Source organism: Spirosoma pomorum (assembly GCF_054776615.1).
In genome coordinates this window covers 351,021-372,832 of the sequence record NZ_BAAHBP010000029.1, presented here as the reverse complement: position 1 = coordinate 372,832, position 21,812 = coordinate 351,021, and the positions used below count along the sequence as shown (strand labels likewise).

General features: G+C 51.6%; 13 protein-coding genes. 5 read left to right on the top strand and 8 right to left on the bottom strand.

Annotation, left to right across the window (positions count from 1 at the left end; translation table 11 throughout):
- Positions 1-107 precede the first annotated feature (107 nt).
- Positions 108-3,743, top strand: a complete 3,636-nt coding sequence (locus ACYVAD_RS19050; RefSeq protein WP_461141112.1) for a CRTAC1 family protein — start codon at positions 108-110, stop codon at positions 3,741-3,743.
- A gap of 48 nt (positions 3,744-3,791) precedes the next feature.
- Here the strand turns inward: ACYVAD_RS19050 and ACYVAD_RS19045 are convergent, their stop codons facing one another.
- Positions 3,792-4,316, bottom strand: coding sequence for a DUF4494 domain-containing protein (locus tag ACYVAD_RS19045; protein WP_461141111.1), 525 nt, complete (start codon positions 4,314-4,316; stop codon positions 3,792-3,794).
- A gap of 159 nt (positions 4,317-4,475) precedes the next feature.
- Positions 4,476-6,560, bottom strand: coding sequence for a M3 family metallopeptidase (locus tag ACYVAD_RS19040; protein ID WP_461141154.1), 2,085 nt, complete (start codon positions 6,558-6,560; stop codon positions 4,476-4,478).
- A 277-nt stretch (positions 6,561-6,837) separates the two neighbouring features.
- Between ACYVAD_RS19040 and ACYVAD_RS19035 the strand changes: the two genes are divergently transcribed.
- Positions 6,838-7,488, top strand: a complete 651-nt coding sequence (locus tag ACYVAD_RS19035; protein WP_461141110.1) for a CatB-related O-acetyltransferase — start codon at positions 6,838-6,840, stop codon at positions 7,486-7,488.
- 4 nt (positions 7,489-7,492) lie between these two features.
- Here the strand turns inward: ACYVAD_RS19035 and ACYVAD_RS19030 are convergent, their stop codons facing one another.
- A complete protein-coding gene (locus ACYVAD_RS19030; RefSeq protein ID WP_461141109.1) occupies positions 7,493-8,560 on the bottom strand; it encodes a response regulator in 1,068 nt (355 codons plus the stop codon).
- The gene (locus ACYVAD_RS19025; protein WP_461141108.1) at positions 8,532-10,160 is read right to left on the bottom strand and encodes a sensor histidine kinase; all 1,629 of its coding nucleotides are present in this window, start codon (positions 10,158-10,160) and stop codon (positions 8,532-8,534) included. Before ACYVAD_RS19025 ends, ACYVAD_RS19030 begins: the two co-directional genes overlap by 29 nt.
- A 234-nt stretch (positions 10,161-10,394) precedes the next feature.
- On the opposite strand from ACYVAD_RS19025, the gene ACYVAD_RS19020 reads away from it, so the two are divergent.
- From ACYVAD_RS19020 to ACYVAD_RS19010, 3 genes are all read left to right on the top strand, one after another.
- Entirely contained in the window at positions 10,395-10,673 is a 279-nt protein-coding gene (locus tag ACYVAD_RS19020; RefSeq protein ID WP_461141107.1) for a thioredoxin family protein, read from the top strand.
- Between the two features lie 335 nt (positions 10,674-11,008).
- On the top strand, positions 11,009-11,428 hold the full coding sequence (locus ACYVAD_RS19015) for a hypothetical protein (RefSeq protein WP_461141106.1): 420 nt from the start codon (positions 11,009-11,011) through the stop codon (positions 11,426-11,428).
- 37 nt (positions 11,429-11,465) lie between these two features.
- Entirely contained in the window at positions 11,466-12,218 is a 753-nt protein-coding gene (locus ACYVAD_RS19010) for an acyl-CoA desaturase (protein WP_461141105.1), read from the top strand.
- Between the two features lie 54 nt (positions 12,219-12,272).
- Here the strand turns inward: ACYVAD_RS19010 and ACYVAD_RS19005 are convergent, their stop codons facing one another.
- The 4 genes from ACYVAD_RS19005 to ACYVAD_RS18990 form a co-directional block, all read right to left on the bottom strand.
- A complete protein-coding gene (locus ACYVAD_RS19005) occupies positions 12,273-13,004 on the bottom strand; it encodes a TonB family protein (RefSeq protein ID WP_461141104.1) in 732 nt (243 codons plus the stop codon).
- Positions 13,005-13,132: 128 nt separating this feature from the next.
- Positions 13,133-15,577 (bottom strand): glycoside hydrolase family 127 protein, encoded by a 2,445-nt coding sequence (locus tag ACYVAD_RS19000; RefSeq protein WP_461141103.1) that lies wholly within the window; start codon positions 15,575-15,577, stop codon positions 13,133-13,135.
- 357 nt (positions 15,578-15,934) lie between these two features.
- Positions 15,935-18,784 (bottom strand): PAS domain-containing sensor histidine kinase, encoded by a 2,850-nt coding sequence (locus tag ACYVAD_RS18995; RefSeq protein WP_461141102.1) that lies wholly within the window; start codon positions 18,782-18,784, stop codon positions 15,935-15,937.
- 67 nt (positions 18,785-18,851) lie between these two features.
- Positions 18,852-21,716, bottom strand: a complete 2,865-nt coding sequence (locus tag ACYVAD_RS18990) for a PAS domain S-box protein (protein ID WP_461141101.1) — start codon at positions 21,714-21,716, stop codon at positions 18,852-18,854.
- Positions 21,717-21,812 lie beyond the last annotated feature (96 nt).

Below are 21,812 nucleotides of genomic sequence, written 5' to 3'. Positions count from 1 at the left end.
TTCTACTTAAAAAAGTACATTTTGACTATCTGTTATTCTTTGATTCAAACGTTATAGTATCGTACAAATTATAAGTTGTATTTTAGCCACTCCATTTGTTGCTAAATATGTTTAAACGCTTCCTCTTCGTCTGTTCTCTTTTTGCTCCGGTTATCTGGTCGATCAGCGCCTGCCAGTTTTCAGACAAACCGCTCTTCAGTCTTTTACCCGCCGATGAAACCGGCATTACGTTTTCAAACCGTATCGTTGATAATGACTCGTCCAGCATTCTGGACGCAGAATACTACTATAACGGCGGTGGGGTCGCGCTGGGGGATTTCAACAATGACGGCAAAACCGATGTGTTCTTTTCCGGTAACCAGGTTGCCAACCGGCTTTATCTGAACCAGGGGGATTTCAAGTTCACCGATATTAGTAAGTCAGCGGGTATTGGTGAGAGCGGTAAATGGTGCTCCGGCGTTACGCTGGTTGACATCAATAATGACGGCTGGCTGGATATATACGTAGGTGCCACCCTGAGCAATAATGCCAAGCGCCGGGAAAATCTGCTGTACATCAATCAGGGCGCCAAAAATGGTCAGCCACCCGTTTTCCGCGAAATGGCAAAGGAATACGGCGTTGCCGATGATGGCCACACGACCAGTGCCGCCTTCTTTGACTACGACAATGATGGAGACCTGGATCTGTACGTGTTAACTGACGTTATCGATGATTATCCGAATGCTTACAAGGCTAAGATTACGGACGGCTCGGCACCAAACACGGATCGACTCTACCGGAATGATTTTGACGCTAAGGCTGGCCATCCCGTATTTACGAATGTATCCAAGCAAGCGGGTATCTTAATTGAAGGGTATGGGTTGGGGCTAAACATCACGGATATTAACCGCGACGGCTGGAAGGATATCTATGTTACCAATGATTACCTATCCGACGATCTGCTCTATATCAACAACCAGGACGGTACGTTTACAGACCAGGCAGCCAGGTATTTCAAGCATACCAGCAATACAGCCATGGGTAATGATGTCACCGACATCAATAATGACGGGCTAGTCGATGTGGTAGCACTGGATATGATGCCGCGTGACAACCGGCGCAAGAAAATGCTGCTCGGCCCGAACGATTACCAGACGTACCTCAATAACGATGAGTACAAACACATGCACCAATACGTCCGGAATACATTGCAATTGAACCAGGGCAACCGCCCGGCTTCGAAAGCCGATCCGGCCCATCCCGTTTTCAGCGAAATTAGTCTGCTGGCTGACGTCGCTGAAACCGACTGGAGCTGGACACCGCTGGTCGCCGATTTCGACCATGATGGCTACCGTGACCTGATCGTCACCAATGGCTTTCCCAAGGACGTAACCGATCGGGATTTTATGGCTTTCCGCACCGAGAGCGCGGCCGTAGCCGGACGGGCCTTTACAATCAATCAGATTCCGGAGGTAAAAATCAGCAACTATGCATTCCGTAACAACGGCAGCCGCCAGCCCGGTGCGCTGACGTTCGAGGACGTAACGAAGCAATGGGGCATCAACAACCCGTCCTTTTCGAACGGAGCGGCTTACGGTGATCTGGACAACGATGGTGACCTGGACTATATCGTCAATAACATTAATGACTCAGCGTTCGTCTACCGGAACAACTTAGTCGAAAGTAAACCCGAAAAAGCCAACTACTTACGAATTAAGTTCGTCGGGGCGGAGCAGAACCGGATGGGACTGGGGGCCTTTGTCGAGTTGGATTACGGCGCTGCTAACCAGCACCAGGTATACGAACATAGCCCCTATCGCGGCTATCTATCGACGGTTGAGCCCGTCGCTCACTTTGGTCTGGGCGATGTCAATACGATCAAGGAAGTCCGGATTATCTGGCCTGCTCACCACGGACAGCCCGCCCGGCAGCAAACACTGCGTAATGTCAAGGCTAATCAGATTCTGACCGCTGATGTTCGTAACGCCCGCGAGCCACTTAGCCGTCCAGCGCAGCCCAAAACTCAGTTTACGGAAGTAACCGACTCACTCGGAATTGCATTTATGCACCAGGAACCGGAGTACATTGACTTTAACGTCCAAAAGCTGCTGCCCCACAAATTATCGCAATACGGCCCGGCCGTATCCGTGGGTGACGTAAATGGTGACGGTTTTGATGATATTTTCCTGGGAGGTTCCCGAACTAAAAAGGGCCTCTTCCTGCTACAGAATGCTACTGGTTCCTTTGCGGAAAAAGATCTTTTACCCGCATCGACCACTCTTCCTGGACAAACTGGAGGCAAATCGGAAGAGGACATGGGGACATTGCTGTTTGACGCAGATGGCGACGGTGACCTGGACCTCTACATTGCCAGTGGTAGCAGCGAAGGCAATGCCAACACGCCCGTTTATCAGGATCGCTTATACGTTAACGACGGGAAAGGAAATTTCACGGTAGCCACTCAGGCTTTACCGCTGAACAATACGAGCAAATCCTGCGTAAAAGCGGTCGACTTTGACCGCGATGGGGATCTTGATTTGTTCGTTGGTGGCCGGGTTGAGCCTGATCATTACCCCAAGCCGGTATCAAGTTGTATCCTGAGGAATGATTCCAAACCAGGCCAGCCACGCTTTACGGACGTAACGAAAACCGTGGCGCCTGAGCTGAATAATATCGGCCTAATCTGCGACGCGCTCTGGACCGATCCGGACAACGATGGCTGGCCCGATCTGCTCCTCTCGGGTGAGTTCATGCCCTTAACGCTCCTGAAAAACAAAGCCGGAAAACTGACTAAAACCGTCTGCGGCCTGGAGGGTCAGAAAGGCTGGTGGAATTCGCTCGTAGCGGGTGATTTTGACCGCGACGGCGACATCGACTACGTTGCGGGCAATCTGGGGCTGAACGCCCGGATGCGCGCCAGTGATCGCGAACCGGTACGGGTATACGCGGGTGATTTCGACAACAACGGTTTCTACGATGCGATTCCAACGATTGTCATTCCCGATGAAAACGGAACCCGGCGGGAGTTTACGTTTCATGGCCGCGAAGACCTCATCAAGCAGATGATCATCATGCGTCGCCGTTTCCCGATGTTCAAAGACTTTAGCCAGGCTAGTATTGATAAGTTATTAACGCCCGAAGAACGGCAAAGCGCGCTGGTACTGGAAGCCAATTATATGCAGTCGGCTTATGTCGAGAATAAGGGGGATGGCACGTTTGCGCTGCATCCCCTGCCCACGCAGGCTCAGCTGGCCCCCGTCTTTGGCATGGTGGCCGAAGATGTTGACCGCGACGGCAAGCTGGATGTAATGCTGGTAGGTAATGACTTCGGCGGAGAAGTACAGTCGGGCCGTTACGATGCGCTGAATGGCCTGTATTTGAAAGGTGACGGGAAAGGTGGTTTCACGGCCCAGTCACTCTCCAGCAGTGGATTTTACGTACCCGGCAATGCCAAAGGTCTGGCTCAGCTCGCGGATGCAAAAGGTCGTGAGTTACTGATCGCTACTCAGAACCGGGGACCACTTTGTGTTTTCCGCAATAGCGCTCCTGTGCCCAGCGTTCGGCTACGAACATCCGACGTATCGGCCTTGCTGACCTTCCCGGACGGCAAGAAACAAAAGGTGGAGTTTGCCTACGGCAATTCGTTCCTCTCTCAGTCGAGCCGCGTGCTGTTCATCGATCCACAGATCAAATCCGTTGAGATTACTGACACAAAAGGAAATAAGCGACAGGAAATTGGCTCCGATAAACTAGTCCGGCGCTAACAAAAAAGCCGCTCAAATTGAGCGGCTTTTTTGTTTCTGGTTAGTACGTTACGCTTCGGCCTGCTCTGACTCAGCGGCCACCTCCGACAAGGGACGCAGATTACGCTGCTCTTCGCCATTGAACGGGAATACGTCCAAAATTTTGGTAGTATTCACGTCAGTAATTTCAAAAGGGTCCAGAGACGTTTTGAGGCTGTACTCTACTCGCTCATACGCCTGTTTCGGATTCTGGGCATTGATGAGCATACTACTGGGGGTCTTTTTCTGTTTGCCCGTTTTCTCATCCTCCAGGATGTACATGGCTTTTACTTTATACCAGGTTTCACCCCCATCTTCTTCATTGAAGAATACATCGGCAAGCTGCATCCGGCTGATATTGGTAATTTCAAAGTCGGGCGTATTAGCCGCAATCTCCTGATACAGCCGGGCTTCAGCCTCAGTGTAGGAAACCGCGTCGACCAGATACGCTTCCGTAACGGTTTTCTGCTTGATAAACTCTTCGTTCCGCGTGCCGACATTCGAGTCGTCAATGGGCTGCTGATAGCGAATTTTACCGAGGAACCAGTTTGGCATATTTAGGTGATTTAGTCTATAAAGAAAACAAGAAAAAGTGGGCGAAGGTGCCGAAAAAACGGCAATTCCCCTGCTTTCTGCGCAAGAAGATTAGCGAATGTATCACAACAAAAAGCCCCGCCGGTTGACGACAGGGCTTTTCAATTCTACACTCTTTTATTAAAGAATCAGGCCACTCCGACGAAGCATTGCCTTGGGCGACGGCTCACGGCCCCGGAATTTTTTGTATAGCTCCATCGGGCGTTCACTTCCCCCTTTTTCAAGTACGTTCTTCCGGAAACTTTCCGCAGCCGTTTTGTTGGTCAGGCCGCCGTTTTCCTTGAAGAAATCAAACGCATCGGCATCCAGCACTTCGCTCCATTTGTAGCTGTAGTACCCCGCCGAGTAACCACCCGCGAAGATATGCGAGAAGGCTGGGCTAAATGCGGTACCCTCCACGCGGGGAAACAGGTTCGTCAGCGAATCTATTTTGCTTTCTACTTCCGAAATACTTTCTCCGGTTGGTTTCTGACCGTGGTAATACATATCGACCAGACCAAACCGCAGCTGACGCATATTGCCCAGGCCAGCCAGGAAGTTCTGGCTCGCGCGGATTTTCTCGATCAACTCGTTCGGAATTACTTCGCCAGTCTGATAGTGTTTGGCAAACAGTTTCAGTGCTTCGGGATCATAGCACCAGTTCTCCATCACCTGCGACGGCAGTTCAACGAAATCACGGGGTACGCTCGTGCCGCTTAGGCTTTCGTACTTTCCGTTCGCCAGCATCCCGTGCAAGCCATGACCGAACTCGTGGAAGAGGGTTGTTACCTCGTAGAAAGTCAATAACGAAGGCTTCGTCTCCGTCGGGCGGGTAAAGTTACAGACGTTAACGATATGCGGCCGGACGTTCTGTCCGTTCTCTACTTTCTGCCCCTGAACGTCGTTCATCCAGGCACCGCTCCGTTTTCCGGCGCGAGGGAAATAGTCACCATAGAAGACTGCCAGGAATTTACCATCCTTGTCGAATACGTCGAAAGTTTTCACTTCCGCGTTGTACACCGGAATGTCCTTACGCTCTTTGAACGTAATACCGTACAGCTTATTTGCCACCGTGAAGGCTCCGTTCAGTACGTTCTCCAGTTTGAAGTAAGGCTTCAACGTTTCGTCGTCCAGGTCGTACTTCTCTTTTTTCAGCTTTTCAGCGTAGTAGCTATTGTCCCAGGCCTGTAACTTCTCGTCCGTGAAGCCATTAGCTTTCGCGTAAGTCGTCAATTCGGTGAGTTGGCGTTCAGCAGCCGGACGGGCGTAGCCAACCAATTCATCCAGGAAGCTCTGCACCTTACCGCGCGAGCCAGCCATGCTTTCTTCCAGCACGAAATCGGCGTGCGTTGGGTATCCCAGCAGGTTGGCGCGTTCGTACCGCAGTTTTACGATCTTGTCGATAATGGCCGAGTTATCGTTCTTATCCCCGTGAAAACCACGACCATTAAAGCCCATGTACAGCTTCTTCCGCAGGTCGCGGTTGTCGGCGTACTGCATGAACGGTCCGTAGCTGGGCGCCTGAAGGGTGAAGATATATCCTTCTTTGCCCTTCTGCTTCGCGGTTGCCTTCGCAGCTTCAACAACGTAATCAGGCAAGCCAGCCAGATCTTTCTCGTCGGTTACGAGCATGGTGTACTCGTTCGTTTCGTTCAGGACATTCTCGCCGAATTGCAGCGACAGTTGCGACAGTTCTTTATCGATGGCCCGCAGACGCTCCTTTCCTTTTTCGTCCAGGTTAGCCCCATTGCGTGCAAAACGTTTGTATGCTTTCTCAAGCAGCATGGCGCTTTCCGGATCGAGTTTCAGGCTGGCCCGTTGGTCATACACCGTTTTGATGCGGGCAAACAGTTTTTCGTTTAACGTAATGTCGTTGCCGTATTCACTCAGCATGGGCGACACTTCTTTTACGATCGCCTGTAACTCGGGCGAGGTCTCCGCACTGTTCAGATTGAACAGAACGGACGTTACTTTCCCTAATAGTTCTCCTCCTTGCTCAAGGGCAACAACCGTGTTCTCGAACGTTGGTTTAGCCGGATTGTTGACGATCGCATCTACATCTTTACGCCCCTGCGCCAGTCCATCTTTAATGGCTGGCAGATAATCGTCATTCTTGATTTTATCAAAAGGAGCCGTCTGATGGGGTGTCGTGTACGGCACTAAAAAAGGATTCTGATTCATTTTGGATTTAGCCGACTTAGACTGGGCGATTGCTGTGGTGGGCATCAGCACAGAGGCCGACACAACCGTAGCGATAGCCGCCAGTATCCCGCCGGTTTTCATGAGTTGTCGATGTATCAACATTGCAAATTGCGAAATGAGTTTCCCGGAAAAATACGAAACAATCGGCGTGTTATCAATGCCTGACTAAAGCAACGGCCAAAAGCCAGGTTAAAAGGCAGCCAACCTGAACACCCTACTTGGCAACTGCTCCTAATGGTCCAGTCGCTCGGATATTCCCGAATCAGATTCGCTGTTATTTTTGCACCTTTCCTGACAAAGTATGGCTACCGTCAATCCATCGACCGTATTCCCACTGGCTGGTTATGACCGGCTGTGTTTCCTAAAAAACGTAATCAATCACCCGCAGATCAGCGTTGGCGATTATACGTATTACGACGACTTTGACGACGTTGCCAATTTTCAGAAGAACGTCCGCTACCTGTTCGATTTCACCGGCGATCGGCTACAGATCGGAAAATTCTGCATGATTGCCTCAGGCGTGGAGTTTATCATGAACGGCGCTAACCATCTGGTCAACGCCGTCACTTCGTATCCGTTTGCTATTTTTGGCGGGGACTGGGCCGGTGCGATGGACGGCAAATCATACCCCACCAAAGGCGATACAATCATCGGAAACGATGTCTGGATTGGTTACCGGGCCGCTATTCTCCCCGGCATAACCATCGGCGACGGAGCGATCATTGGTTCATACGCGATCGTTACGCGCGACGTGCCGCCCTACAGCATTATAGGTGGTAATCCGGCCAAGGTCATCCGGCAGCGGTTCGATCAAGCCACCGTCGATACGCTGCTGGCTTTGCGGTGGTGGGACTGGCCAATCACTAAAATTACTCGCTACGCCCCCTACCTGACCGGTCCCGTCACCAATTTCCTAGACGCCTTGAGAGACGACCACGACTCTCCGGACTGATGGTTTACCAATTTGCCCGGCGCAGTTTATCTGGTTGCAGTACCCGGATAGCCGTACCGATCTGCTCGATTAAACCGTCCTGTTTAAACTCGCTCAGCGTCCGAATCAGCGATTCGGTAGCCGTACCGACAACCGAGGCCAGATCATCGCGTGACAGCTGAATAAGTCCTTGCTTCTTGCTCTGGTTGGCGTCGGCGGCCTGCTGCTCGTGCAGCCGAAGCAAGGCATCAGCTACCCGGCGACGTAACGAACTGTATGCCATACCAACCAGTTGCTGCTCCCGTTCGCTGACGTGCCCCGCCAGCATTCGAATGAACTGCTGCCCGACTTCATTGTTGGCCAGTAGCAACTGTTTGAACTCATCCCGGGGAATGTATATCAATCCAGATTCTTCCAGCGCCACGGCTGAATCTGTGTATTCGGCATCTTCAAGTAGCGCCAGATATCCGAAGAATTCGCCAGCTCCGTAGATACCAGTTATCAGTTCTTTCCCATCTGCATTGGTCCGAACGGTTTTGACCTTACCCGATCGAATAAAATACAGCCGAGATGGCTCGTCGCCCTCGGTATAGATGTATTGTTTTTTGTGCACCAGATGCGGCTTCCGGTCGGCCGACAGACTTTCCAGGTTGCCTACATGCCGGGCGTCTTCCAGAAACTGATTCAGCCCATCTTGCCGCAAATCGTAGTTCTGTTTTAGGTATTGGAAGCGGTGCAAGCGCCCCTCAATAGCGCTCAACAGCTCGCTTTCGTCAAAGGGTTTGGTCAGATAGTCATCCGCTCCTAATTCCATGCCCTTCCGAAAATCCATACGTTCCGTTTTAGCTGTCAGGAAAATAAACGGGACGCCCGCCAGCTGCGGATTTCGGTTGAAGATATGAAGTACCCCGTAGCCGTCCAGTATCGGCATCATGATATCGCAGATGACCAGATCCGGGCGTTTCTCCATCGCTTTTTCGACTCCGATCTTGCCATTTTCGGCCGTCATAACATCGTAGCCGGTCAGTTCCAGAATCTCGGCGGTATTCTCGCGGATATCGTTGTTATCTTCGATTAACAGAATTTTCTTCATTGGGTAGTAATAGGGTCACGGTAGTCCCTTTGTTGAGTTCACTTTGCAGATGGACACGACCGCCCATCAATTCAATGTACCGGGCAACAATGTGCAGTCCCAGCCCAGTACCGGGGATGTTCGTTACGTTACGAGCCCGAAAAAAGCGCTCGAACAGATGCTCTTGGTCTTCGGCGGAGATGCCAACTCCCTGATCACTGACCGACAGTTCCATCTGATCGGCCGAGCAAACACAGCGCACTAATACCACCGAGTTGGTATCTGAGTATTTGATGGCGTTGGAAAACAGATTGACAAGTACTTTTCGCAGCAGCGATGGGTCAACCCAGATTGTGCTGTGGCAACTAAGTTGCGACTGGACTGTCTGACCAGGTTTCAGGAGTCCCTGCATGTCGTCGATTACCTCTTGAATAAGCTCAGTTATATCGATCTGCATTGGTCGGGCCTCAATCCGGCCTTCTTCCAGCCGGTCTACCGACAGAAACTCCTCCAGAATATCGTTGAGGTGGTTGACCGACGCCCGAATGCGATGCAGGTGCTTCTGGCGTTTTTCCTGCTGTTCGCTCGTTGGGTATTTCTCGATCAGCGTTGCTGAGGTCAGTACGGTGGTCAATGGAGTACGAAACTCGTGCGAGGCCATCGACACAAACCGCGATTTCAGCTCCCCCAGCTCGCGTTCTGTCATCAGTGCCTTAGCGAGTTCATCTTTCGAATGTTCCAGTTGTTCAAGGGTGTTCATCAACGCGTGCGTCCGATCAACGACCTTCTGTTCCAGTTCGGCGTTGAGTCGTTCGATACGGTCGCGATGAGTCAGCAACTGTTGTTCGGCTTCTTTCTTGAACGTAATGTCGATGATGTAGGCAACGGCGTAGAGTTCGTCATCCATCCGGAAATAACTCAGACTAATCTCTACCGGAAAAACCGAGCCATCCTTACGTCGGGCGTGCAGATCGCGATTATGACCCATAGCCCGCACCTGCGGATCGGCATTGAACGAATCCCGCAACCGCTCATGATACTGACTCACCTGCGTCGGCACCAGCACTTCGATGGATTGCCCAATCAGTTCATCATCCGGGTAACCAAACAACTGCCGAGCCAGCCGATTAACTGATACGATACGCCCCCGCTGATCGGCGACAATTATGCCAATAGTCGCATTGGTGTATACCGCTTCGTAGCGTTGTACGCTTTGCTCCAGATTCCGTTCAGCCTGGTATAGTCGAACCAGATTCGTCAGCCGAAGCAGGAAGTAAGGCATCTGGTCTTCGTCAACGAACGTAATGACGACGCGCCCCCAGAAGCGCGTTCCGTCCCGTCGGCTTAATTCCGCTTCACGTTCGAAACGGCCCTTTTGCCTGACGTGATCCAGGAACTGAGTGTTATCAGCAGCCCCCTTTTCGGTTACGGATGTCAAAATCTCCGAAAACCAGTTCAAGTCGGCCAGTAAGGCCTGCTCAGAGGGGAATCCCAGCATCTGAACACCAGCCTGATTAACCCGGGTAAATCGTTCGGCGGCAGCCTCATATATCCCGATAAAATCATCGCTCTGCTCAAACAGCAGATCGGTCAGCGTACGGGAGAAAAACGTCGTGGGCATACATTTCTGGGTGGATGTCGGTTTCGCCGACAAAATTATCTATACAAAGCGACAGACGCACCGGAGCAGCATCTGTCAAAAATCAGTCTCTTCCTTGATACTTCTCATACTGTCCGGAAATCTTTCGGGGCAATTTTACCCCTGATTTTAAATCGTATTCCGACGGCAGTTGGACGTATTTTCATGGAATTCAATTCACTATCACCGCTTCTGATCCCTGCCAAATCGGCCGTCATGCTTGCCTTTTTACCACCGGCATCCAGCCCTGATTTATTGCAGCAGCGGACTCTCCTGAGCCAGTTAGTCGAAACCTTGCAGCAGCAATTCAGCGGTCGAGTACGGATACTCAAAATTGACGAAACTACTTACCCGGAAGTAGTACAAAGCTTTTCGGTAAAAGCATTCCCTACGTTCGTACTGGTACAGCAGGGGGTCGAACTCTGGCGACAAGAAGGTTTACCGCCCGACGAGTACACCTCGTTACTGCTCTCTAGGCAAATGAATTCTTATTAGTCTAGTTTACCACCAGGTCAAACAAGCTTCTAAACAGCCCGTCAACGGCTGCACGTCCTATTAATGTAGCGACGGCCAAAACTACGTAAACAAACCGCATGGTAACATACCGTTTAAAAAACCAAACTCAGTCAAGACCGATCAAAAAGGCTCATGCAGGAATAAAGTTATCGGCATTCAAAGGGGCCGTACCGATTTGGTCAGCCATTCGGCGCATGCCCATCAGGCGTTAACGAGTCTGATTTATCTCATTAATTGGCTTGACCACTGTCAATTTCAGGGTAGTTGGGAGGCCCTACTTTTGCCGACGAACGTTTCTCTTTTGCTTTTCCGTTATGCCAAACTCACTTATTCACCTGCTCCCCGAAGACGAACAGCCTTCTGTTCACATCTGCCGCAGCCAGCATTACACCTGGAGCAAAACTCTGATTCAGAACGAACAGGAAATTGACCAGCTTCAGGAGCTCCTGGCTGATCTGCTGGAAAAGCACAACTACCGAAACCTGCGCCACCGCGCCATTGACTATTACAGCAATCTCAATCACCTGAAAAGCCGGATCCAGCGGTTGCGGCTTGACCTGATCTGCGAAGGCGTCGGGTGTTCACTAGCCGAATTGACGACCTGCCGCGAATCGCACTTTGGTTTGTTCACCAGCATCGAAACGCACTTTCAGAATTTGACCGATGAGTTTAGTCGGCTTAGGGATGGTTGCTACCAATTTCTGTCTGTCGTCGTCACGCTTAATTTACTATAACGCTTTACCCAGGGCCGTCCACCGTTGGCCTTTCTGAATGGTTATTCTCACTTTTTTTCTGGCGCACTGGTACCTGTCAGTACTGATGCAGACCCTTTTCCTTCACCGCTACGCGGCTCACCAGATGTTTACAATGAGTAAAAGCTGGGAGAAAGTTTTTTACGTCCTGACATTTATCGGTCAGGGTTCGTCGTTCCTCAGTCCGCGGGCTTACGGTATTATGCATCGGCTTCACCACGCCCATGCCGATACGGAGCAGGACCCGCACTCACCGGAGTTCTCCAAAAACCTGTTCGACATGATGTGGAAGACGCGGACGTACTACAATGATATCCTGAACAACCGGGATTCCATTCCGGCCAAGTTCAAGAAAGGAGTCCCTAACTGGGAATGGATGGAACGTTTTGGGGATCGGTGGCTGGTGCGACTGGCCTGGATAACGATCTATACGTTGATTTACATTCAGTTTGCCGCAACCGCCTGGTTATTTCTGCTGCTACCCGTGCATTTCCTGATGGGCCCGATCCACGGTGCAATCATCAACTGGTACGCTCACCGATACGGCTATACCAATTTCCAGGTCGATGATACAGCCAAAAACCTACTGCCTTTCGATTTTCTGATGATGGGCGAATCGTACCATAACAATCACCATAGATTTGGTGGCCGACCCAACTTTGGTGGCTTTCGCTGGCACGAGTTTGACCCGGCTTACCCGCTGCTCAAACTGCTTAACAAACTGCACATTGTGAAACTCCGGCTGGGCCGCGACGAAGCAGCATATATGTGAGTTCTGGTAGTCGACAGTCCTTTTGTGCGTTATCTCAAATTATACGATTCGTGCTCATTCGATAGCGAATCGAACGGGCAGTAAGAACACGGTAGACACGGGTTGGCCGCTTTGATAGGCTGGTATCCATTTAGGCATTTGCTTCACCAGGCGAATGGCTTCTTTATCGCAAGCAGGATGTAAACCTTGACTAATATTAACCTGATCAACAGCACCGGAAGGCGAGACGGTGAACTCGACGATTACGTCTCCCTGAACCTTGGCTGATTTATCCGGAGCAGGGTAATTCAGATGATGAGCCACGTAACGCATCAGGCCGGGTATTCCAGTCGGGAAGTAAGCTTTTTGCTCAAACACTACCGAAGTTTGCGTGGCCGACCCGGGTAAGGTCGCCACTACGGGCATAGTCTTGTTCAACTTGATAGCTTTGTAAGCAGCAGTTGACGCCATTGGTGGCAACTCTTCCCGCTCAATCTCAAGAACAGCGTCAAGGACGTATTGATTAAGCAGTTGTTGTTTTCCGGATAGGGATTGACTCAGCTGTTTGTATCCCGTATGCACAAAAACAAGTGTAGCCTCCCTGGGAACATCCGCTAACAGGTAAAACCCGTTCTGGTCAGTTGTCGTCCCTTTCGAGCTTGTTGCAATGATTACTACCACATTCGCCAGGGATTTACCGCCAGTAGTGCTTACTCGGCCCCGCACCGAAAAACTAGAATCGGTCTGAGCTAGCAAGAGAGTAGGCAGTAAACACACGACCAACCCCATCCAGTTGTTTATCTTCATCACGACTTGGATTTGACTTTTTGTCAAGCGGACTGTCTCGAATAGGTTGCCCCTACCGCACCATGTGGACACCGTATAAACGAGCAACGGTACTTTGGGTATGATTGTCGTAATACGGCTAGACCGGTTCACTCGTTCGATTTTTCGCTCGTTGAGCCAACGCTCCACTCCAGAATACCGCTGGATGCTTCTTTGGGTAATTGCACCAGCATACGCAGAGCGCCCGTCTGAACGGGGTCAAACATCACCTCGTTGTACTGATCTTTGCTGACAACGTACGACGTTTTGGCGTTGACCTCCTGCCAGTTGCCACCAGCGGTTTGATAGAGCAGTTTCCAGGATGCGGGGATGCGGCATCCGCCCCACGGACCATCATCAAACCAGTACACTTTAGCCGACGAGACGGTCGCGGGTTTCGCGAAAGTGTACTGTACCCACTGAAGTGTGTCCTTTTTAGGCCACCAGTGGTAATAGATATTTTCGTGATCGTTGGAGTTCTTGGGCGTGTCCTGATCGTTCAGGGCGACCAGTGTTTTTGTCGGGTACGAGGCTGATAGTTTACTGGTCGACGCAATCGTCGGCGCGGGCGCGGCTTTTGCCGCTGTCGGCTTGCTGGCGAGCCAGACCGCCATTTCACCATTCCCCCGATTAGCCCAGGCGTAGTACGGAATCGCAACCAACTGAGCGGGGGTAGTCTCCAGTTGGTCAGTCGTCGTGCGTTTTACTTTGGCGGCCTCGCCGGTGATGATTTCTGCCCCGCCAAAGAGGTTTGGTTTGAATACAGACTGTAGTTTAGCCTGATCGGGAAGGATGTAATCGAGCACACGGCCATCCGGTGCGTCGGGCCATTCAGCGCAGTATACAATCGGTCCGCGTTCCAACGCCACCTTATCTTCATCGGCTTTTACCTGATCGTTGGCCCGCACGCGCCGGATCTCCATTGGAAGCGACAACCGGACAACGTCGCCTTTTTTCCAGGTCTGCCGCAAAACAGCGTATCCATTCTCCAGCTTATAATCGGCTTTCTTCCCATTGACAGTTAACGTAACGGGGTTATCCAGCTGACTGGCGAACCGGTACAGATCACCGGGAACGGGCTCGTTACGTACCCATCCCGGAATGCGGATGGCCAACTCGAACGCCTTACTTTTGGTCGGATCGATCGTAAACGCGATGTCTCCGTCCCAGGGGTATTTAGTTGCCTGAGCCAGCCTGACTGCGGTTCCGTCGAGTGTTAGGTTAGCGGTGCTATTAACAAATAGATTTGCATACACCCGATTACCACGCTGCGCATAGACGTAGCCCGGCATTGAAGGAATAAACCGACACACATTGCTGGGGCAGCAAGCACAGCCAAACCAGGCCGAGCGCGCGTGTTGCCCCTTCGATTGGAGCGGATTGGGATAAAAAAAGCGGTCACCACTGAGCGACACGCCCGACAGCATTCCGTTGTAGAGCGTCCGTTCGAGAACATCATAATACTTGGCATCGCCGTGTAAGAGAAACAGTCGCTGATTCCAGTAAATCTCCCCGATGGCTGCGCAAGTTTCGTTGTAGGCACTCATGTTAGGGAGATTGTAATCCTCACCAAAACCTTCATGTCCTCCCTCGGCTCCGATGCCCCCCGTCAGGTAATACTTACTGTCAATTACGTCGTGCCAGATTTTGTCAATGGCATTGATGTAGGCTTTATCACCGGTAATGGCAGCCACATCAGCCATACCGGAGTACATGTAGGTAGCCCGAACGGCGTGGCCCACCGCTTCCGTTTGCTGCGTAACAGGCTTGTGGTCCTGGCTGTACTCCTTACCGGTGCCTCGCACGTCGAGCAGGAACTTGGCCAGGTCAAGGTATTCTTTCTTACCCGTTACCCGGTAGAGTTTAACCAAGCCCATTTCTACAATCTGATGACCGGGTGAGTAGCGCAGCTTACCGGGCCCAAAGTCGTTTACCAGCAAATCGGCGTTTTTGGTCGCGACGTTCAGAAGCGTCTTCTTACCCGTCGCCAGGTAATGCGCAACGGCGGCTTCAAACAAGTGGCCACTGTTGTAGAGCTCGTGACTAAGGTCGGATTCTTTCTCCCAGCGCTTCAACCCCGACCAGGGATGAGGATGAGCAGGATCGATGGTGCGAGCTGTGTAGAGATACCCGTCGGGCTCCTGTGCCTCGGCCACGTACGTAATCAGCGAATCGATGCGGGATTCGAGTTTCTTGTCGGGAAAGGTTTGAATCGAATAACTTGCCCCCTCGATAATCTTGTAAATGTCGGTGTCGTCAAACGGGTATTCCGTGCAGAACTTGGCCCCTTGCTTCAGGTGACCAGCCACCAGAAAATTATCGACCCGACCCGTACTGTAGCATTGCTGCAACGCAATCGGGATCGTAACGTCGTGGTTGCGTCGGATACGCGGTGCCCAGAACTGATCGGTGACTTTTACGGCCGTGAACGGCACTGGTTGAATGGGATAGTCGCCCCCCAGTTTGGCTGAGGATGAGTTGGGTTGAGCGGAACCCAGGCTCAGTGCGCCGGTAAAAGTTAGTACCAGCAGCAGTTTAGACAGGAAAGAGCACATAAGAAAACGAAATGCGATCAGTTATGCAGTAGGTCAGGCAATACAAATTCCGTAACAACTACGATGAGTAGTGGTGTGAATCGTCTCTTCAGCCAACAACCGGGCTAAAGGAAACAAAATCAGCAAGGCGGTTACGTACTGATACGAAGGTACCAGATAGCGCTAGTCCTAGTTTTCCGGCGATATGCGGAAGATGATATTTTTTTAACTAATGAGACTTCTGCTTTATAGATGTAGTAAGCTTCATTTGCCTGACATTATTTTGCCGTTGCGCACTAAAAGCAGAACAATTCCCACCAGCACTGATAATTATTACTCGCGCTCTCGCTTACTGATTCTAGGCGTTTCGTCTGTTGTCTAACGAGGTAGATACACACTGAACGTAGCCCCTTCGCCGGGTCGGCTGCTGGCCGTAATTGCGCCCCCATGATTGGCTACTACTTTCTGACAGATCGCCAAACCGACCCCTGTACCAGCAAACTCGTTACGGCCGTGTAGCCGCTGGAAGACCTGAAAAATTCGGTCAACGTATTTCTCTTCGAAGCCAATCCCATTGTCGACTACGTCAATTCGGTAATATGCACCCGCGTGCCGAACCGGATTGACGGACGCCGGTAACTCGTCGGCTCGTACAGTGCTTGCCTGAATCTGAACATGGGGTGCAACACCATTCCCTGAGGCATCCATTTGCCTGAATTTAAGCGCGTTACTGATCAGATTCTGAAAGAGCTGCCGAAGTTGCGATGCATCGCCCTGAACGATGGGTAACTCTGACACGTCGATTTGGGCATTGGTTTCCTCAATCGCTACGGATACGTTCTCCAGGGTTTCTGTCACCACCTGCCCAAGCGACACGGGGTCGTTGGTAGCCTGCCGGGTTGAGATACGGGAAAAAGTTAACAAGTCCTTGATCAGAATAGACATCCGGTTAGCCGCTCCCTGCATGCGTTCCAGATAAGCCAGCTCCTCGCCCGTCGAATTGGTATAACGTGTTTTCAGCAGGTCGCCAAACTGTTGAATCTTGCGTAAGGGCTCCTGCAGGTCGTGGCTGGCAACGTAAGCAAACTGTTCCAGGTTTTCGTTCGAACGGATCAGGTTTCGATTGGTTTCAGCCATCCGCTCGTTCATCAGCAAAAATTCCGCGTTAACGTTGGTCAGCTCTTCGTTCATCGTCGCCAGTTCTTCATTGATCGACTCTAGTTCCTCGGTACGGAGTTGCACTTGCTGTTCGAGGGCAAGCTGAAGCTCACGCTGGGCGGTAATTTCCTGCGTTACGCCAACCATGCGGGTAGGCCGACCGTCAACGACTTGTATGGGCAAGCCCGTCGCTTTAATCCAGTGCACCGCGCCATCAGGCCATGTTACCCGGTACTCAGACTGGTACGTCTGCATAGTTTCGCAGGCCTGGTCTACGGCTTCCTGCATGTGCGCTACGTCTTCGGGCACAATCATCGCCAATAGGTCGGAGAAGTTTAACGTGGCCTCGGGCGGTAAGCCAAAGTTGGCTTTGCAGCGCGCCGTACAGGTCATCCGGCCCGTTGTCAGGTCAAGTTCATACGAACCTAGTCGGCCAGCATCCAGCGCCAGAATTAACCGCTGTGTCGTTTGAAGTAGTTCTTCCTGCGCATCTTCCAGTTGCTGCCGGGCTACAACCTGTTCGGTCACGTCAACAGCCGAGCTCACAATGCCATATACGGCCCCCTCCGAATCACGAAGCGGCTGGAATGTTAAATTGTAGTAGTTTTCCTGCCGCTTTCCTTCCTGAATGACAACGTGCTTTCGTTCCCGCAGGTAGCGACCTACCCCCGACCGATAGACCATTCGCAACGAGGCAAGCGACTGATTCTGCGCTAGCGCAGGTACGGCTTCGTCAAACGTTTTACCAATAACAGCGCCCTCCAGGCCCAGTAAATCCATCATTCTGGCGTTGACAAACTGCAGCCGCAGGTCTTCACCCACAAACACGGCTTTAGCTACGGGCGACTGTTCGATCACGCTCCGGGCAAACAGTTCGCTTTTCTGCAAGGCCTGCTGTGTTTTCTGTTCCGCACGAAGGTCCCGGAAGATGCCGGCAATAGCGTACGGATGCCCGGTTGTTGAATCCGTCAACAGGTAAACCTGGGCCGCTACGGGAAAACGCTCTTCGGTTTTTGGTCGCCAGAAGCTGGTTATGCCTGTCCACTGCCCTGCCACAACGCGGGGAATAATTTCGGTCTCTAATCGGGTCTGTTCCTCGGGCGGGTAAAAATACCGGATCGACTTGCCGTTGATTTCTTCCCGGCTGACACCGAACAGGTTCAGTGCATAGTCATTGATGAACTGAACCTGACCATCCAGTCCCGACACCGTCATGATTTCGGGGGCGTTTTCGACGAGCAGGGCCAGTTGCTGTTGCTGACGTCGGTTTAGAACCTGGTCCGTTACGTCAATACAGACGATGGAAACGCCCGTGATGGTTTTGTCCAGGCCAAAGAACGGTTCGCAGGTCAGATCCAGATAAACGGCGCAAACTTGACTATCCCGCTCCAGTTGGATCAACAGCTCCCGCGCGACAAATGGCTGTCCTGTTTCGCGAACAGAGGTGAGAAACGCTTCTACTCCCTGTTTTTTGATACCCGGAAATAAGTCAAGCAAGGGCTGGTTGACAACGTCTTCGTACGTACGGTTCCAGAGCGTAAGCATTCGCTCGTTGGCCAGCGATACCCGAAATTCAGCTCCTTTAAACAGGGCCATGGCAACCGGAGCCTGTTCAACCAACTGCTGAAACTGCAGTTCCGCAACACCCGACGAGTTATAATTCGACGTAGTAACGGCGTCTACAATACCCGACAACCGTTCAATCGTTCCTTCCGAATTACAGTATACCCGACCTTTAGTGCGCAAACGACGCGTTTGCCCACCTAATTGACTGTCAAGACGAAACATAACGTCATACGGCTGTTCTGTCGCACCGGCCAATGGTTTCTGTACCATTTCCTGAATCTGGGTTCGGTCTTCGGGATGCAGCAACCTTAGTACCGTTTCGATACTGACGTGAGCATCGCTCGTTGGCACACCGAACAGTTTCCGGCAGCAGACGTCCCACCAGCACTGACCATTTCTCAGGTCAATTTCCCAGGTACCAAGGCCAGCTGCGTTTAGCGCTACCTGCTGTTGTGAATTCTGGTTTGACCTAGTCAGACTAATGCGATTTTGTTCACCAGTCATGGCGTAATGAATCTTTTGTCAGGCAATTTAGCAAAGGATTCAAGTTACCAAAAGGGTTGCAATTAAACTACAGGCTGGTTACCGGGTTCCAGGCCGGTAAAAACAGGCTAAACGTAGCCCCTTGTCCCGACACGCTGCTGGCGGTGATGGCGCCCCCGTGATTGGTCGCTACCTTCTCACAAATAGCCAGTCCAATGCCGGTTCCCACGTATTCGTTCTTTCCGTGAAGCCGTTGAAATACCTGAAATATGCGATCGACGTACTTTTCATCGAAACCGATTCCGTTATCTTTTACGTCGATTTGATGATAGACAGCGCTGGTTCGGGTGGGGCGGATACTTGGTGGCAAATCCGCAGCTCTGACGCGTTGATGCCGAACACAGATTTCGGGTACACTGTCTGGTCGTTGAAATTTGAGCGCGTTGCTGATCAGATTCTGAAAAAGTTGTCCGAGTTGCGACGGATCTCCATAGACAGTAGGCAGTGGTTCAACGTGCACCATCGCCCCGGTTTCCTGAAGGCGTAAATCCAGGTCATTCAGTACGCCACTCATCACCTGATTCAAACCGACAAGTATGATATTGTTCTGCGCGTTGGAAATGCGGGAGAAAGCGAGCAGATCGCGAATCAGCGCCGACATCCGGCTGGCGGCAGCCTGCATGCGTTCGAGGTAATCAACCCCATCGCCCAGTTGCTCGGCGTAGCGGCTCTTGAGCAGATCGCCAAACTGCTGTACTTTCCGCAGAGGTTCCTGCAAATCGTGAGAAGCTACGTAAGCAAACTGCTGGAGGTTATCGTTGGAACGGGTTAGCAGTTGGTTCGCTTCTTCAAGCTCTTCATTGATGGAGGCCAGTTCTTCGTTGGCAGCCGCGATTTCTTCATTCGTCGTCGCCATCTCCTCGTTCGTGGCTTCGAGTTCTTCGGTCCGTTCCTGCACCAATCGTTCGAGGGCCAACTGGATTTCCCGCTGTTCGGTTACGTCCTGCGCCGTGCCACTTAACGTAACGGGATTTCCATCGACATCATAAAATACCTGAGCCTGCGCGTGAATAATCCGGCGGATGCCCGTAGTCTGATTGATGATGGGATGTTCGTTTTCGTAGAACCCCGACGAGCCGGGGCGGATAGCCTCTTCGATCTTTCGAATAACCTGCTGCTGGTTCTCATCGGGCAGCGGTTCATAGGCTACGGATTGCGGCTGGATGTTTTCGGAAAACCCGAGCCAGTTCATAAAGCGATCTGAGTAGCTGAACTGTCCGGTTTTTATGTCCATGCTCCAGGTTGCCAACTCGGCCAATTCCACAGCTCCCCGCAGGCTTTTCTCGGTATTGGCTATTTGTTGCCGGGCTTTTACCTCCCCCGTCACATCGATAGCGATGTCCAGAATAGCGTAGACCTCGCCTTTATCATCGAATAAAGGACTGTAGGTAATGTTGTAAAAATTATGCGTCATAACCCCCTGTCGCACAATATCTACCTGGGCACCGGAGCTTTGGTACGTTTTTCCCGTGGTGTATACCTCGTCCAGAATCTGGAGGAACGGCTGGCTAGCCAGTTCCGGCATTACCTCCCGCAGGGGCTTGCCAACGATATCCGGGCCTTTTCCAACAATGTCGATAAATGTCTGGTTAGGCAGTTCCACAATCAAATCCCGCCCGACGAACAGACCCATTGCCGCCGGAGCCGTCGCAATGATAGACCGGAGTTTGCTCTCACTCGTTTCCAGTTGCTGCCGGGCGCGTACCTGATCAGTTATTTCAACGGCAGTATTGATGATTCCATAAATTTCACCGTTGGTCCGCCGTAGCGCTTTGAACGTAAAATTGTATACACCGGTATGTACCTCACCGTTGCGGATCAGTTCAAACTGTCCTTCGGTATTCGTGTAGGTTTCACCTGTCGTGTACACCCGATGAAGAATGTCCATCAGTTCCGTGTGCCGGAGTTCAGGCACCGCGTCGATAAATGACTTGCCGAGTACCGAATTGATATCACGACCCAAAATTTCCAGCATCTTTTCGTTAACCCGGTTAACGATCATGTCTTCGCCCAGGAATACCATTTTTGGTATGGGCGAATGTTCGATGATGGTCTGTAGGTATAACTCTCGTTCCTGCAGCTCCTGCTGCATCCGTACCTGCTCGGATACGTCCACGGCCATATTCATAATGGCGTAGACCTCCCCCTGCTCATTGAATAGAGGCTTATACGTAAAATTGAAGTAGAACGGGGTTAGCTGACCGTTCACGACCAGATCGGCCCGATCCTGGGTGGCGGCATACGGCTTTCCGCTTGTATACACCTCGTCAAGAAGTTTCGGGAAAGGCTGACCGATCAGTTCCGGCAACCCTTCCAGCAAGGGCTTGCCCAGTACCGATTTATCTTTTCCCCAGTACCGAAGCATTATTTCATTAGCGACCTCCACTCGTCTGTCGGGACCAACTAACAGACAGGTAGCGACGGGGGCCTGTTCGATCAGGCTGCGAAAGCGCTGTTCGTTTTCAGCCAGCTGCTGCTGCGTCTGGACATCTTTTGTTACGTCCTGGGCTACGCCCGCGAACCGTATGAGCTCACCGGTTGCGGAAAAATGGCTCTGCCCGAAAATTCGTATCCAGCGTAGCTTACCATCATCGATTCCTATGGTACGATAGGTAACCTCGTAGGAGCCGCCCGACGCGGGGTTCATCGCCCACGCAAGGGCAGCTTCAATCCGGGTTCTATCATCGGGATGAATGTGTTTTTTTGTCTCTTCGTACGATACGGACGTGTTGGTGTGAGCGCCAAACAATTCCCGGCATCGATCGTCCCAGACAACCATGTTGGTTTCTGGATCTAGTTCCCAGATACCAAGTCGGGCTGCTCGTAGGGCGAAATCGATTCCTAATCGCTCGTTAAGCTGCTTACTCTCAAATGGCTGCTGCTCGCCGGTCATGAAGTATGGGTTACGACTTTACAAAAAGACAAAAGTAGCTAGTGTGCGTTGCACTAGCACAACAAACCAGTAAGGTTTGCTGGTTGAATTCGTCAA